The organism is Fredinandcohnia onubensis, assembly GCF_002734215.1.
In the GTDB taxonomy this organism is placed as follows: domain Bacteria; phylum Bacillota; class Bacilli; order Bacillales; family Bacillaceae_L; genus Ferdinandcohnia; species Ferdinandcohnia onubensis.
Map to the genome: position 1 here is coordinate 70,975 of NZ_NSEB01000010.1, position 15,937 is coordinate 86,911.

Here is a 15,937-nt window from a genome sequence, read left to right on the forward strand (position 1 = left end):
GTGTGCTTTTTTGTATGCTTAAATATACCAGTAGGAATGACTTCAAAAACGAACGTTTATTCTGTACAATAGGAGATAGGAATCCTGAGGTGATTGATTATGAAGTTTCGTAAAAATATCCATGAAATAATCGATATAATAAAAGAACACCCGCAATACGCGAAAAATATTGTACACTGGCATACCATTGAGGCTACATCCGCTAAAACAATGGACATGCCCAGATCCATAGATAATAGATTACGAGAAGCATTGGACAAAAGAGGGATACAGCAGCTATATACCCATCAACATTCTGCCTTTGAAACAACACGAAGAGGTGAAAATTTTGTCGCCGTAACTCCAACAGCATCAGGGAAAACACTTTGCTATAATCTTCCCGTATTACAAACGATTGTTGAAAACGATCAGGCACGTGCACTTTATTTATTTCCTACTAAAGCTTTAGCACAGGATCAAAAAAGCGAATTAAATGAAATCATTGAGGAAATGGGAGTTGCAATTAATAGTTATACATATGATGGTGACACACCGGCAAACATCCGCCAAAAAGTAAGAAAAGCCGGTCATATTGTCATCACAAATCCGGATATGCTACATTCTGCGATTCTCCCACATCACACAAAATGGGTTTCATTATTTGAAAACCTGAAATATGTCGTTATTGATGAACTACATACATACCGTGGAGTTTTCGGAAGCCATGTTGCTAATGTAATCAGACGGTTAAAGAGGATCTGTGAATTTTACGGTAGCAGTCCAATTTTTATGTGTACTTCAGCGACTATTGCCAATCCAAAAGAACTCGCGGAAGATTTGACTGGTACCCAGATGGTGTTAATAGAAAACAATGGTGCCCCAACAGGAAGAAAGCATTTTGTTTTTTACAACCCACCAATTGTCAATAAGCCACTCAATATCCGGAGAAGTGCGACACTTGAGGTACGAAAATTAGCCAGTGAATTCTTACAAAATAAAATACAAACCATTGTTTTTGCGCGAAGTAGGGTGAGGGTAGAAATCATCCTTACGTATTTACAAGAACTTGTAAAACATAAACTCGGACCCAAGGCCATACGTGGTTATCGTGGTGGCTACTTGCCGAAGCAACGGCGTGAAATTGAACAAGGTCTTCGTAATGGAGATATCTACGGAGTAATCAGTACAAATGCGCTCGAATTAGGTGTGGATATTGGACAGCTTCAAGTTTGTATTATGACAGGCTACCCTGGAACAATCGCAAGTGCGTGGCAACAAGCTGGTCGTGCGGGGCGTCGACAAGGAGAAGCCGTGATTTTTATGGTGGCTAGCTCCAATCCACTAGACCAATACATGATTCAAAACCCAGAATACTTTTTTAGTAGAAATCCTGAAACAGCCCGAATTAATCCTAATAATCTTGTTATTTTAATTGACCATATTAAGTGCGCTGCCTATGAATTGCCGTTTAAAGCAGGCGAAACATTCGGTGAACTTGATCTGGAAGATATCCTAGAGTTTTTAACCGAAGAAAGAGTTCTTCATCAGAATGGTGAGAAATGGTATTGGATGAACGATTCATTTCCGGCCCACAATATTAGCCTTCGTTCTGCTTCTCAAGAGAATGTTGTCATTATTGATCAAACGGATATTGCTGCTGTCAAGGTCATTGGTGAAATGGACCGGTTTAGTGCAATGACATTACTTCATGATGAAGCGATTTATTTACATCAAGGTATTCAATATCAAGTTGAAAAGCTGGATTGGGAAGAAAAGAAAGCATTTGTAAGAGAAGTAGATGTTGATTATTTTACAGATGCCAACCTAGCTGTAAGTCTTCGCGTTCTTGAGGTTGATAAGGAACGCTCAGAGGAATCTGTAGAAATCGGCTATGGGGATGTTTCTGTCCAGGCTATGGCGACGATTTTTAAGAAAATAAAATTTGAAACGCATGAAAATATCGGTTCTGGACCTATTCATTTACCCGAAGAGGAACTGCATACGTCTTCAGCTTGGATTAGCTTGAAAAAATCAGAGCTTGAGGGGATAAGTGATCAAAGGATCGAAGAAGGATTAGTTGGTCTCGCCAATGTCTTAAGACATGTTGCCCCATTAATGACCATGTGTGACCCATCAGACTTACATGTTGTTCCTCAGGTGAAAGCTGTTCACAATGAGCAGCCAACAATCTTTTTATATGACAGATATCCAGGCGGAATTGGCTTGAGTGAAAAAGTTTATGAGGTGATGGAAAACCTCCTCAATGAATCTGAAGAATTAATTGGTAGATGTTCTTGTGAATCAGGCTGTCCTTCTTGTATTGGTACGGATGTGCTAAATGAACGAGCAAAAGGTGATGCACTTACATTAATTACAAAGTTAAAACAAGGTTCAAAATATTAAAAGGGGACACCGTTATGTCGATTAAAGGGAAATTAAATCGATTAAAAAATCATATTGTGAAAGAAGAAGAGGTAAAGCAAAAGCCAGTAGAGCCGTCTGTTCATTTGGAGGAAATTCCTTATTTAGATAAGTGGAAAGAGTTTGGAGCGGAACCTTTTTATTTTGATGGTACCTATTGTATGGTTCGTAAAGTAGAGTATCCACTAGATTTTCAGCATGGCTTGTATTCTTTTTCTAAATTAAATGATGTAATTGAGTTGTGGAATAATTCTGTATTGAACCATCCTTTGTCTGCAAAAGGACATCAAGTTTCTGATTTGTTTTTCTTTGACACTGAAACAACGGGATTAGGCGGGGGGACTGGGAACACTATCTTTTTATTAGGACACGCAAGAGTTCAAGAAGATCGCGTTGTTCTCACGCAACACTTTTTACCTAATCCCGGTAGCGAGGTTGCTCTTTACCAAAGTTTTCTTTCAAGTGTTGACTACACAACCCTTGTGACTTATAACGGAAAATCATTCGATTGGCCACAGGTGAAAACAAGGCATACATTAATTCGAGATGCGCTACCTAAACTTCCAGAATTTGGGCATTTCGATTTATACCATGCCGCAAGAAGATTATGGAAGAACAAACTCGATTCTGTAAGACTTTCAAATGTTGAAAAAGAAATTCTAGAAATCCAGCGTGATGGGGACGTACCGGGTTACTTAGCACCGATTCTTTATTTTGATTTTGTCGAAAATCAGGTGCCAGATGGGATTTTTGGCGTGATGCGCCATAATGAAATCGATATTCTATCGCTGCTAACCCTTTATATTCACTTATCAGGTGCTGTTATTCTTGACGAAAAGAATAAATATACGACTGATAAATACGAAATTGCGAGATGGTTAGAGGCACTTGGGGAAACCTCAAAGGCTCAGGAACTATATAAGCAGGTTGTTGATGTGGACTCAGAAAAAGAAATGAAGGCAAAGCTTGCATTAGCGTTTTTATCTAAGAAGGATAAAAAGCATGAGGAAGCAATAAAGTTATTTGGTGAGGTACATGAAAATGGGGCAGACCATGATGCTGTTCTAGCAAGTGTGGAGTTGGCGAAATATTATGAACACTTCACAAAGGACTATAATATCGCATTGGGTATTGCAAAGAGTGGATATGTGAAATGGAAAGAAATCAAGGATCCAGGCAATAAGACAAAAAATGAAAAGATCGAAAGTGAGTTTCAAAAACGACTTGCAAGAATAAGCAGGAAACTTCAAAAAAGTTAGAAAATATTACCCAGGCAAGCGCAAATTTAGTGGTTTTTCGCACTTTGTTTGTCGATTTTATGAAGATTTGTAAACTTCCTTCATTTGTCATTGTAGAACTTTGTAATACCATGTAAAATAGTGTTTTGTGTAAAGGAAATATTATTTTAGATGGAGAGAGAAATGTATGTATAAGAAAATTTTATTTCTGTACTTTTTTGTACTTGTAATAACTGTAATCGTATTAACTGGAATAAAAGAAGGCTCCTATGCCTTTTTCTAAACTTTTACAATAAAATAGGTGTTTAAAAACGAGGATGAAGAGGACCGAGATTTTCAAGGCGGTGCAGCTTTGAGCACCGGAGTGAGGCAACTGCTTGAGATTCTCCTTAGCAGCCTTGTGCTGAGGAATTTTACTTCCTGAAAAAGCTAGTAGACGCAAGCACATATACTAGGTATTCGCACTATATTTTTTATGTCTTACACAGAAAATCGATGCGTCATATTCACCGCATTTTTTAAACTTCTTATAAAAATAGGTGTTTTGATTAGTACATGACTACCTATTCCTTCATAGGCTATTAATGTAAGACAGATGAAGGAAAGGAGATAAATAAAATGTATTGTCCAACAAACGTAATGCAACCTATTGTTCACCCAACTAAATGTTGTGTCCAACATCACTGCTGTAAAACAATTGTTCCACATATTCATCCTTCACATACGCAACATGTAAATCATCATATGTATCAACATATGCATTATTACCCACACACAGAATCTGTTGCGAATGAGGTAACGAATCAACACTTTAATTGTGGACCGAGACCACCAAGACCATTTATGGGAAGATAATTCAATAATAAAACGTAATCTAAAAATGTAACGTATAATAAGACGATCTAACAGGAACTGTCATGGTTCCTGTTTTACATACTTTAAGGAAATTTTATCCGATGTAAAGGAGTGCTGACATGGTAAAGGTTGTTGCAATTACAGGCTATAAACCATTTGAACTTGGAATTTTTGGACAGGATCATCCGGGAATCAAATATATTAAACTAGCCCTTAAGAAGCAACTGATCTCTTTAATTGAAGACGGATTAGAATGGGTCATTATAAGTGGACAACTTGGTGTCGAGCTTTGGGCAGCAGAAATTACATTCGAGCTTCAAGAGGAATATCCTGAACTAAGGCTTGCTGTCATTACTCCATTTCTAGAACAAGAAGAAAAATGGAATGAAACAAACAAAGAATTCTATCAGCTTATTTTGTCCCAAGCCGACTATGTAAACAGCATTACAAATAGAAAATATGATAATCCATCACAATTCCGCTTGAAGAATGCTTTTTTTCTAGATAAAAGCGATGCGTTATTAATTTTCTATGACGAGGAAAAGGATGGAAGTCCTCGTTATATCTATGCAGATGCAAAAAAGAAAGCTGAAAATGAAGACTATCAGCTTATTACAATAAATGCGTATGACCTTCAGGCAATCGTTGAAGAAGAACAATTTGCGAATAATGACTACTAATGGTTACACCATTTAAATTGACAATACACGAATTATTTGAAAAAATAGGTGTAGGAATAATGGGGAAAGTGTATCGAGGTGAATGATATGATATCAGATAAAATAAAACTAAGTGCGACACAAATACTTGAAAAAGAATTTAAAACAGGCATGAAAGGCTATAAACAAGAAGAAGTTGATAAATTTTTAGATGTAATAATTAAGGACTATGAAATGTTTTACCAAGAAATTGAAGAACTTCAACAAGAGAATCTCCGCTTAAAACGTCAGTTAGAGGATTCTTATAAGAAACAGCCACAAGCACAAACAGGAACAACTAATTTTGATATTTTAAAACGGTTATCTAACCTTGAAAAACATGTTTTTGGTAGTAAGTTATACGACTGAGGCCAACACGATGTGGGGCACAAAGACGTTGCCACAGGACGTGGCGTACTTAGTCTTTGTTCCTTAAACAGAATTCAATTGACAACATGAGTGAGGAAAAATTTACCAGTGTGTAATTACTTGCAATCTTAATGTTTTTCCACTATACTATTTTTTACACACATTAATAACGTTCGGGTAATCGCTGCAGGGTAACCTGCAGAGGAAAGTCCATGCTCGCACGGACTGAGATGTCCGTAGTGTTCGTGCCTAGCGAAAAAATAAGCTAGGGTAGCTAAAGTGTTGAACTTTGCTAACGGCAGGGAAAAAACCTAAGTCCATTAGGATATGGTTTGACTACCTTTAAAGTGCCACAGTGACGAAGTCCTGTAAGAAATTACAGGAGTGGAACGAGGTAAACCCCACGAGCGAGAAACCCAAATTATGGTAGGGGCACTTTCTCTTTTGGAAATGAACAAGGAGAAGGACAGGCGTCCTAACGTCTGTAGATAGATGATTACCACCGGAGTACGAGGCACTCGTTTTGCCGACTGAAGTACGAAGGAACAAAACATGGCTTACAGAACGTTATTAATTAAACGATCAATATGAATAAAGAAGTAAAGCTCTTCATAATTGAAGAGCTTTTTGTATGCTTACGTTTTTTTGACGATATTTAATAGCATTTCTTGCTTTACTCTGTGAGTTTCTTTATTCTTTTACTATACATAATGTACATAGTTAGGGTGAACGTAATGGGAAAAGTAACACTTATTGCTACGGCGGCAATGGGAATTGAATCAATTGTTGCCAATGAAGTGCGGGATTTAGGCTATGAATGTACCGTTGAAAACGGCAAAATTACATTCGACGCCGATGAACAAGCCATATGTCGAAGTAATTTATGGCTTAGAACAGCAGACCGTATTAAGCTAAAGGTTGGAGAATTTAAAGCCACAACCTTTGATGAATTATTTGAAAAGACTAAAGCCCTTAATTGGGGGGACATTATTCCAGAAAATGCAGAGTTTCCTGTTATAGGAAAATCAGTAAAGTCAAAGCTCTTTAGTGTCTCTGATTGCCAAAGCATTGTTAAAAAAGCAGTTGTTGACAGTCTTAAAAAGCATTATCGCAAAACATCTGGCTGGTTTGAGGAAACTGGACCATTATTTCGTATTGAGGTCGCTTTACTGAAAGATGTTGCGACTTTAACAATCGATTGTAGTGGAGTCGGACTTCATAAACGCGGTTACCGAGCTGGACAAGGGGAAGCGCCATTAAAAGAAACGCTCGCAGCGACATTAGTCAAGCTAACAAATTGGACACCAGATAAGCCTTTTGTTGATCCATTTTGCGGCTCAGGAACGATTCCGATTGAGGCTGCCTTAATCGGCCAAAACATTGCCCCTGGTTTTAACCGAGATTTTGTATCTGAAGAGTGGGATTGGATTGGAAAAAAGAAATGGGATGAAGCACGACAAGAGGTAGAGGACTTAGCCAAATATGATCAGCCTCTGGATATTAGTGGATTTGATATCGACCATCGAATGATTCAGATTGCTAAGGATAACTCAGATGAGGCTGGTTTTGGTGATATCATCAACTTTAAACAAATGCAGGTTAAGGATTTTACAACAACTAAAGAATACGGTGTGATTGTCGGTAATCCACCATACGGAGAAAGACTTGGTGAAAAGAAAGCTGTTGAAGAAATGTATCGCAGTATGGGAGAAGTACTTCGCACTTATGATACCTGGTCGGTCTATATGTTAACGTCGCATCCAGAGTTTGAGCAATTATATGGTAAGCCTGCTACCAAAAAACGTAAATTGTTTAACGGGTTTATACGCACAGACTATTATCAGTATTGGGGTAAAAGACCACCAAGAAATCAATAAAAATTTTCGTTTTTTTCTAGTAGTTCATGAATAGTTCTATTCCGAAGGACATATACTCTATTGGTGTCTACAAAATTACCAGGAGTGAATGAAAGATGAATTATATAGACTTTAAGAAAATTCAAGATGCGCTGAATGATACATATCGGGCACTTCAGAATGAAGTCGGTGAAGAGATGGATCCACTTAAATCCATTGTCAAAGCAAAAAGCGACCTTCTTCATGCCATGTCTCATTCAACTTCCATTGACGTTGATTATTTACGATATAAGAATGAATAAAGAACTAAAAAATAAAACTCGCTACGGCGGGTTTTTATTTTGTTCATATTGCTAGTTCTTGACGTCATGTACGATTTAAAAATATTGACTTCCCACATTTACTAGTAGATAATTAAAAATTGGCATTACGTTATTCAGCAGAGTGCTTAACTTTTTAAGTGTGAGCTAAAAAGCAAAAGGAGAACCAATTATTTTGGGGGCAAACATTGGCTGAATAAAGTAAAGCCTCCGGCGTATACCACAGATTTTCAAAGGAAAGTTTTCGAGCAAGCTCGAAAAAATCTGGGCGCAAATACGCAAGGCGCATTTGATCTTGTTGGTTTTGGGGGTTTTTACATATGATTGGAGAAGGGTTACCCTTTCAAATTTCCAGAAATGAAAATTTCTTTGATAAATTAAATGAGTGGATTGGCGATGTTTTTTATGACATCCTTCCTGAAAAAGGCTTTGAGCTCCGTGATGAGCAAATTTTTATGGCATTTCAACTAGAGAGGGCGTTTAAGGATAAATCTATTGTGTTTGCAGAAGCCGGCGTAGGCACTGGAAAAACAATTGTTTATCTGTTATACGCTATTTGTTATGCCCGATATACGAGAAAGCCAGCGATTATCTCATGTGCAGATGAGTCCTTAATTGAACAGCTTGTTAAGCCTGAAGGGGATATTGCGAAAATAGCGGACGCATTAGATTTGAATATTGATGTTCGACTTGCAAAAGCACAGGATCAGTATCTATGCATTCGAAAATTAGATCATGCTACTCGTCGGACAAACAATGAAAAAATTGCAAGAATTTATAACGAACTACCGGATTTTGTTCATAATCATACTACCATGCAAGCATTCAATCATTATGGAGACAGAAAAACATACCCTGATCTTGCAGATGAAGAATGGAAAAGTGTTGCATGGGATAGTTTTCAGGACTGCTTTTCTTGCGAGTTAAGACACCGATGTGGGCTTACACTTTCTAGAGAACATTACCGAAAGGCTGTTGATTTAATCGTCTGCTCACATGACTTTTATATGGAGCATGTGTGGACAATGGAAGCTCGAAAAAGAGAAGGCCAGCTTCCGTTTTTACCGGATAGCAGCTGTGTGGTTTTTGATGAGGGCCACTTACTTGAATACTCTGCACAAAAAGCATTGACCTACCGTATCCAAGAATCAACTTTGGAATCACTGTTAACAAGGTTGTTAGGAAATGATATTCGTGAAGAATTTGCACAATTAATTGAGGATACAATCGATCAAAATGAGCAGTTTTACAGAAGTCTCCAGAAAAATAGTCAAGCAGTTGAGGGCTCTGAGCGAATGGATATTGAGCGGACAGTACAATTAGTTGCCACAGCTAAAAAACTGCATCAAATGATTGTTGAGATAGGCAATAACCTTGTTTTTGAGGCAGAAACTTATACAATTGACCAATACGAATTAAATATTGTAGATGAATACTTGGACCAATTGGAATATTCATTAAAGCTTTTCGGTGAAGAAAATGATGCGATTACGTGGGTTGAGGCAGACAGTGAGAGTTACACGCTTGTCATAATGCCCCAAGCAGTTGAAACCATCTTAGCTGAGAACGTATTTTCGAAACAAGTTCCATTTATCTTTTCTTCTGCAACATTATCTGAAAACAAATCTTTTGACTATATTGCTAACAGTCTGGGAATCAATAACTATCAATCATTTTCGGTGGAATCACCATTTGACTACGACACTCAGATGAAAATCCAAATACCTATGTTCAATACTAACGAGGATGTTTTCCAATCGAAACTGGATTTTGCTTGGAATGAAATCGAAAAATCAGATGGTAGGGCTTTGCTCTTATTTAATTCAAAGGAAGAGCTCCAGAGATTTAAAGAGAGATGTAAGACTGAAAAATATGAGTTTCTTTTTGAAGGAGATCAAGAAATCAGTGGGTTGGTTTCTAGGTTCCAAAATAGTGAACAAAGTATCCTTTGCTCAGTTTCCTTATGGGAAGGTCTCGACATCCCAGGTCCTTCGTTATCCAATGTCATCATTTGGTCATTACCATTTCCACCAAATGATCCGGTTTTTCAGGCAAAACGAAACGGAACAGAACATTCCTTTGAGCAAGTTGATTTACCATATATGCTTCTAAGATTAAGACAAGGAATTGGTCGACTCATTCGGTCAAGTGAAGATACAGGTACGGTTAGTATTTTTGTTGATGACAAAGTTTCTAACGAGGTTTTAAATAAAGTAAAAAATGTACTGCCAACAGAAACCAATTAATGGGGGGACTAATGATGTCAGAGCAACTAACACAAACTGAACGAGCGTTTCTTGAATTAGTAAAGAAAATGACAAGCTATAATGAAGCAATTGGAGTTATGTATTGGGACTTGCGAACTGGAGCTCCTAAAAAAGGAGTAGAACAGCGCTCAGAAGTTATTGGAATGCTGTCTTCTGAAGTATTTGCGATATCTACTTCCGTCGAAATGGAAACCTATTTAAAAGAATTAACGAGTCCTGAAGCTCAGCAACAACTTAGTGAAATCACAAAAAAAGTAGTTGAGGAATGTCAAAAGGATTTTGAACGTAACAAAAAAATTCCTGCAGATGAATTTCGTGAGTTTGTGATTCTTCAATCAAAAGCTGAATCTGTGTGGGAGGATGCAAAAGAAAAATCTGATTTTGAATTGTTCCGCCCCTATTTGGAAAAGCTTGTCGATTTCACGAAGAAATTTATTAACTACTGGGGCTATGAAGGGAACAAGTATAACACGTTACTAGATATGTACGAGCCAGGTGTTACAGTTGAGGTAGTTGATCAAGTGTTTGCTCAATTACGTAATAAAATCGTACCACTTGTAAAAGCAGTAACAGAATCACAAAACAAACCAGAAACTTCATTTTTATTTAATGAATTTCCTAAGGAAAAACAGCGTGCATTAAGTTTAGAGATTCTAAGAAAAATGGGGTATGACTTTGAAGCAGGACGTCTTGATGAAACTGTTCACCCATTTGCTACTGGCTTAAATCCAGGGGACGTACGTGTTACAACAAATTATGTTGAAAATGACTTTAGAACTGCGGTTTTTGGAACGATCCATGAAGGTGGACATGCTCTCTATGAGCAAAACATTTCTGCAGAATTAGTTGGAACGAACCTTGCACAAGGAACTTCAATGGGGATACATGAATCTCAATCACTTTTTTATGAAAATATACTCGGTCGCAGCCTGTCATTTTGGAAAAATAATTTTGACCTATTAAAAGAATATGCAAGTGGTCAATTTGATGGGGTATCAGTAGAAGACTATTATCGAGCAATAAATGAATCAAAACCATCATTCATTCGAATTGAAGCAGATGAATTAACATATCCATTGCATATCATGGTGCGTTATGAAATTGAAAAAGGTTTGTTTAATGATGAGATTGAAGTAAAAGACCTACCAGAAATATGGAATGCTAAGTATGAAGAGTATCTAGGTATTCGTCCAGAAAATGATGCAAAAGGAGTCCTACAGGATGTCCATTGGGCAGGCGGTAGCTTTGGATATTTCCCTTCCTACGCGCTTGGATATATGTATGCGGCTCAATTCAAGAATGCAATGGTAAAGGACATTCCTAACTTTGATGAGTTGCTTGAAGAGGGGAACTTACTCCCAATAAAAGAATGGCTAACTGAACATATTCATAAGCATGGAAAAATGAAAAAGCCTTTAGAAATCATCAAAGATGTAACAGGTGAGGGGTTAAATGCGAACTATTTAATCCAATATTTAGAAACTAAATATAGTGCTATTTATAAGTTATAAAAAAGAAAGCTACGCAATCCAGACATTGCGTAGCTTTTATGATTCTATAGTAAATGTTTAAATGGTTTTGCCCCTGGTGGTGCGTTTTGAATCATATCGACAAACGGAATTGTATAAGCAATTAAGATTAATACTGCTAGTACACCGACCCAAAGCTTCCAGTTTTCTAGAATCATAGGTGTTTTTTCTGCTTCTTCAGAAACTTCCCCTACAGGGAACTCTGTTTCACCTTTTGGAGCAAAGAAGGCAAGATTAACAAAAATGACTAGAACTAAGATGATCCCAATAAATAGAATAGAGCCGCCAATCGCTTGGGCAATTTGATAAGGTATCCAATCCATTGCTTGTGCTGAATCTCCGTATGTTGAGAAAGCAGAACGTCTTGGTGCTCCTAATAAGCCCGCAAAGTGCATGGAAGTTGACATAAACGTCATACCAATTGTCCATACGATTGTTTGAATAATGGCAAGTTTATTCATCGCTTTTGTCATGACCCGACCTGTTAAATGCGGGATTAACCAGTATGCGATACCAAAGAATGTTAGTAAAACAGTTGTTGCTACGGTTAAGTGAAAGTGTCCGGTTACCCAAATTGTATTATGAATAACTTGGTTCATTTGGTGACTTGCATTGATAATTCCGCCCGCACCTGCTGGAATAAAGAATAACATACCAATGAATGGTGCGAAGAAACGAGCATCTCCCCATGGAAGCTTTTTAAACCAGCCGAACAGGCCTGTCGCTCCCTTTGATCTTCCGTATGACTCGAAAGATGCAAACAATGAGAATGCCGTCATTAAAGATGGAATGACAACCATAAATGTCAAAACAACTTGTAAATATTTCCAGTTTGGATCAATACCTGGTTCAGTTAACTGATGGTGGAATCCTACTGGAATTGAGAATAACAAGAACAAAATAAATGATAATCTCGCAAGGGCATCTGAGAAGATCTTTGCTCCGATTACCTTTGGAATCACAACATACCATGCCATGTATGCAGGTAATAACCAGAAATACACAAGTGGGTGACCAAAATACCAGAATAAGGTTCGGCTGATGAGAACATCAATTGTTTCAACCCAACCAAAAGACCATGGAATAAATTGAATAAGAACCGATGCAGCTACACCCAGTGTTGCAACTAACCATAAAATCATTGTCATTATAGCCATGAAACTTAACAAAGGTGTTACTTGACCAGGGTTTGCTTTCTTCCACTTACCAAAATGAGTGAACATTGCAAAGCCACTGATCCAGCTACCAACCACAACTAGTGCTAACCCAATATAAAAGAACGGGTGTGCTTGTAGAGGTGCGTAAAACGTATAAAGAACAGATGCTTCACCTAAAAGAATGGTAGTTGCTGTAGAAGCAGTTCCAATTGTCATTGTCCAGAAACCAATCCAACCCGTTAAACGAATTTTCGGTGAAAGGGTTCCTGCTGTTTTACTTAAACTTGCAAATAAAAATCCTATGATAAAAAATGTAGTAAGTACAAGTCCCAATAATACTCCGTGAACGGTTAATAGTTGATAGTAACCGATTCCAGCTGGTAATGTAAATTTCCCTGAACGAACTAGAGTTTGGAGTAAACCTGCAGTTCCTCCAAGGAGTAAAGCAGCGAAGGCAACATAAAAGTGTGCCATTGCTAATTTTCCATCGTTTCTGTCTACTTTAAAATTTGAATTTGTCATTATTCGGTCACCTCAACTTTTGCCATCATTAAGTGGTGTCCAGCTCCACAATATTCATTACATAATACTAAAAATTCGCCTGTTTTAGAAAATGTTTGAGTATAAGTGCTAACATATCCAGGTTCAACCATCATATTGACATTCGTACCGGCAATCGAAAATCCGTGAACAACGTCTTTTGTTGCTACGTTAATTGTTACCTCAGCGTCCTTTGGAATTTGGATCGTACTTGGTGTATACGCAAAGGCTTCTGCAACAAGGTTTAATTCATATTTGTTATCCTCAATATGAACAAGTCCAGGATTATCAAATGGTGCTGTTTCAGCAACCTTTTCTGGATCAATTGTTTTAATACTACTTGCTGGCTGGTGACCCATCGCAAATGCGCCAACACCAACAACTGCTAGAAATACGAACAGTATTCCGATACCAAAAGTGAGCCATATTTTTTCAAATTTATGCAGATGCATGGCTTTTTCCCCTTTCAAATTTTCACATTCTTTTTCTGTTTGTTTTCTCATAAAATATTACAAGCCATTTTTTATAAATCTGCCTCGTAATTTTCGATAGTGATAACTTTTACAATCTGTCTAAGAACAAGAAATAGACACCAAGCCAAGATAAAATTAAGAAAAGTCCAAGTAAAAATACAGATGCTAATGTTCCTTTTAAGGAAGTTCTTTCATCTTCAATTTTTGTCTTGTGGTTTGTTTTTGTAAGCTGTGTCTTTGCCATTCCTCACGACCCCCTTCAAGCGTAAATTCAAAGGTTTTTACATAATTATCATACAAAACAATTTGCTAAAAACTAGTCGGTTTTGACTATTTCACAAATTGTTCATTCCTAATCTAATCACTATATTAATAGTGAAAACTTAATAAAACAGTGATTTTTATCACATTTGGAAAAGAAAACATTTGACTAATTTGTGACATACGTTATAACAGCAATTCAAACTTCAACATAAGATAATAAAAAAGGGAGTGGTGTGTAAATGATTAGGTATTATTGTTCTAGATGTCATACGCTCTTGTTAAATAATAAAGAAAGATGTTTTAAATGTGGGAATGGTACAATTAGTCAAATTGATATTAATGTACAAAAGAACGATCAAAAGTCCCCTTAATCACTATTTTTTTATAGTGATTTTTTGTGAATATGAAAGTAAAAGGTTTATTAGAATAGAAAAAATAAAATGTTACAGTTCGAAAACAATATTATTTTTATTCACACACAACCTATATCTGCCATACTCTAATGTAGGCGAATGTCTACAAGGAGGTATGTAGTTTATATGGCAAAAGTAAAAAATTATTATGCAGGTACAAATTCAAGTGTAGGTTTTTACTCGTTTTATGATGAGGCATTAAAAGGGCTAGAAACTCTCTATATTTTAAAAGGGGGACCCGGAACAGGGAAGTCCACCTTCATGAGGAAAATCGGTCTTGTGTTTATGGAGAAAGGCTTCGATCTCGAATACTTACACTGTTCTTCAGATAATCACTCTATAGATGGAATCATTATTCCTGAACGAAAATTAGGATTTGTAGACGGAACGTCACCACATGTGATCGAGCCTAAATACCCTGGAGTCGTTGAAAAGGTGATTGACCTCGGTCAATACCGCAATGATCAATACTTAGCTCAATTTAAGGATGAAATCATCGAACTAACAGATGATATTTCAAAAAACTTTGAAGATGCGTATAAAACCTTTGCGGAAGCTAAGAAGGTCCATTTAAAGCGCGAGGATATTTATGTTTCATCCATGAGCTTTAAAAAGGCAGATGCTGTCCTTCAAAACTTGATCGGTGAAATATTTAGTAAACCATTTACAGCCGAGCAACATCCAACAAAAAGAAGGCGTTTCTTTGGAGCGGCTACTCCGAAGGGTGCAGTTAATTTCATTGATAATATTACAGAAGATTATGATAAACGCTATATTATAAAGGGTAGACCAGGAAGTGGAAAGTCGACTTTGATGAAGAAGGTCGCCAAGCATGCTGAACAGCAGGGATTATCAGTTGAATATTTCCATTGTGCCTTTGACCCGAAAAGCATAGATATGATCATCATACCAAAGTTGGGTGTCTCGATTGTAGATGGAACGGCACCACATGTTGTCGACCCATTCCGTGAGGGTGATGAAATCGTAGATATGTTTGCTTTATGCATGGACCCAAAAATCGAAAACACGTTTAAAAAAGAAATTGAAGAGCTTAACCTAGAATACAAGAATAAAATGGCAATTGGTACGAATTATTTAAGCGAAGCAAAAAGACTTCATGACAAACTTGAAGATTACTATAAAGCTGCCATGGACTTTAATGCAATCGACAAAAAGCGAGAAGAAATCGTAAAGACATTACTGTAAGGGTGTTAGTTAAAAAAGGTTGAAAAGGACCGCGTCGGCGAAGGCGCCACGTCCTGTGGCGACGCCGACACTAGCACATCCTGTGCGTCGAAAGTTCAAGGCGGTGCAGCTTTGAGTACCGGAACGAGGCAACTTCTTGAGTAATCCTCCTAGCAGCCTTGCGCTGAGGAATTTGACTTCGTGAATAGACTAGTAGACGCAAGCGCATGTCCTTGTTATTCACCATTTTTCTCGGAGTGAAGTTTGCAGAAATTCGATGTGTCATTTTCGGCCGGAAACCAAAATTTTACTAGTGAATGTTTAAAACGTTTGAGTTATACTATAAATGCACAACAACAAAACAACTCCTTTG

General features: G+C 37.3%; 13 protein-coding genes and 1 other RNA gene. 11 read left to right on the top strand and 3 right to left on the bottom strand.

The features are described from left to right. Window positions 1-99 precede the first annotated feature (99 nt). The 10 genes from CKK03_RS11775 (at window position 100) to CKK03_RS11820 (ending at window position 11,514) form a co-directional block, all read left to right on the top strand. The gene (locus tag CKK03_RS11775; RefSeq protein WP_099362776.1) at window positions 100-2,382 is read left to right on the top strand and encodes a DEAD/DEAH box helicase; all 2,283 of its coding nucleotides are present in this window, start codon (window positions 100-102) and stop codon (window positions 2,380-2,382) included. A 14-nt stretch (window positions 2,383-2,396) separates the two neighbouring features. Further along, the gene (locus CKK03_RS11780; RefSeq protein ID WP_099362777.1) at window positions 2,397-3,659 is read left to right on the top strand and encodes a ribonuclease H-like domain-containing protein; all 1,263 of its coding nucleotides are present in this window, start codon (window positions 2,397-2,399) and stop codon (window positions 3,657-3,659) included. Window positions 3,660-4,256: 597 nt separating this feature from the next. Next, entirely contained in the window at window positions 4,257-4,493 is a 237-nt protein-coding gene (locus tag CKK03_RS11785; RefSeq protein WP_099362778.1) for a spore coat protein, read from the top strand. Window positions 4,494-4,612: 119 nt separating this feature from the next. Further along, a complete protein-coding gene (locus CKK03_RS11790) occupies window positions 4,613-5,173 on the top strand; it encodes an SLOG family protein (protein WP_099362779.1) in 561 nt (186 codons plus the stop codon). Between the two features lie 87 nt (window positions 5,174-5,260). Next, on the top strand, window positions 5,261-5,560 hold the full coding sequence (gpsB, locus tag CKK03_RS11795) for a cell division regulator GpsB (RefSeq protein WP_099351630.1): 300 nt from the start codon (window positions 5,261-5,263) through the stop codon (window positions 5,558-5,560). 169 nt (window positions 5,561-5,729) lie between these two features. Further along, an RNA gene (rnpB, locus tag CKK03_RS11800) (RNase P RNA component class B) lies at window positions 5,730-6,125 on the top strand. 169 nt (window positions 6,126-6,294) lie between these two features. Then, window positions 6,295-7,437, top strand: a complete 1,143-nt coding sequence (locus CKK03_RS11805; RefSeq protein ID WP_099362780.1) for a THUMP domain-containing class I SAM-dependent RNA methyltransferase — start codon at window positions 6,295-6,297, stop codon at window positions 7,435-7,437. A gap of 95 nt (window positions 7,438-7,532) precedes the next feature. After that, window positions 7,533-7,718, top strand: coding sequence for a hypothetical protein (locus CKK03_RS11810; RefSeq protein ID WP_099362781.1), 186 nt, complete (start codon window positions 7,533-7,535; stop codon window positions 7,716-7,718). A 338-nt stretch (window positions 7,719-8,056) separates the two neighbouring features. Continuing rightward, the gene (locus CKK03_RS11815) at window positions 8,057-9,982 is read left to right on the top strand and encodes an ATP-dependent DNA helicase (protein WP_099362782.1); all 1,926 of its coding nucleotides are present in this window, start codon (window positions 8,057-8,059) and stop codon (window positions 9,980-9,982) included. 14 nt (window positions 9,983-9,996) lie between these two features. After that, complete coding sequence (locus CKK03_RS11820) at window positions 9,997-11,514, top strand: carboxypeptidase M32 (RefSeq protein WP_099362783.1); 1,518 nt, start codon at window positions 9,997-9,999, stop codon at window positions 11,512-11,514. Window positions 11,515-11,558: 44 nt separating this feature from the next. Here CKK03_RS11820 and CKK03_RS11825 read toward each other — a convergent pair whose 3' ends face one another. The 3 genes from CKK03_RS11825 to CKK03_RS11835 form a co-directional block, all read right to left on the bottom strand. Then, a complete protein-coding gene (locus CKK03_RS11825; protein WP_099362784.1) occupies window positions 11,559-13,211 on the bottom strand; it encodes a b(o/a)3-type cytochrome-c oxidase subunit 1 in 1,653 nt (550 codons plus the stop codon). Next, window positions 13,211-13,681, bottom strand: a complete 471-nt coding sequence (locus tag CKK03_RS11830; protein ID WP_099362785.1) for a cytochrome c oxidase subunit II — start codon at window positions 13,679-13,681, stop codon at window positions 13,211-13,213. Before CKK03_RS11830 ends, CKK03_RS11825 begins: the two co-directional genes overlap by 1 nt. Window positions 13,682-13,790: 109 nt before the next feature. Then, complete coding sequence (locus tag CKK03_RS11835; RefSeq protein WP_099362786.1) at window positions 13,791-13,946, bottom strand: cytochrome c oxidase subunit 2A; 156 nt, start codon at window positions 13,944-13,946, stop codon at window positions 13,791-13,793. Window positions 13,947-14,505: 559 nt separating this feature from the next. On the opposite strand from CKK03_RS11835, the gene CKK03_RS11840 reads away from it, so the two are divergent. Next, window positions 14,506-15,585 (top strand): PRK06851 family protein, encoded by a 1,080-nt coding sequence (locus CKK03_RS11840; RefSeq protein WP_099362787.1) that lies wholly within the window; start codon window positions 14,506-14,508, stop codon window positions 15,583-15,585. Window positions 15,586-15,937: the final 352 nt, after the last annotated feature.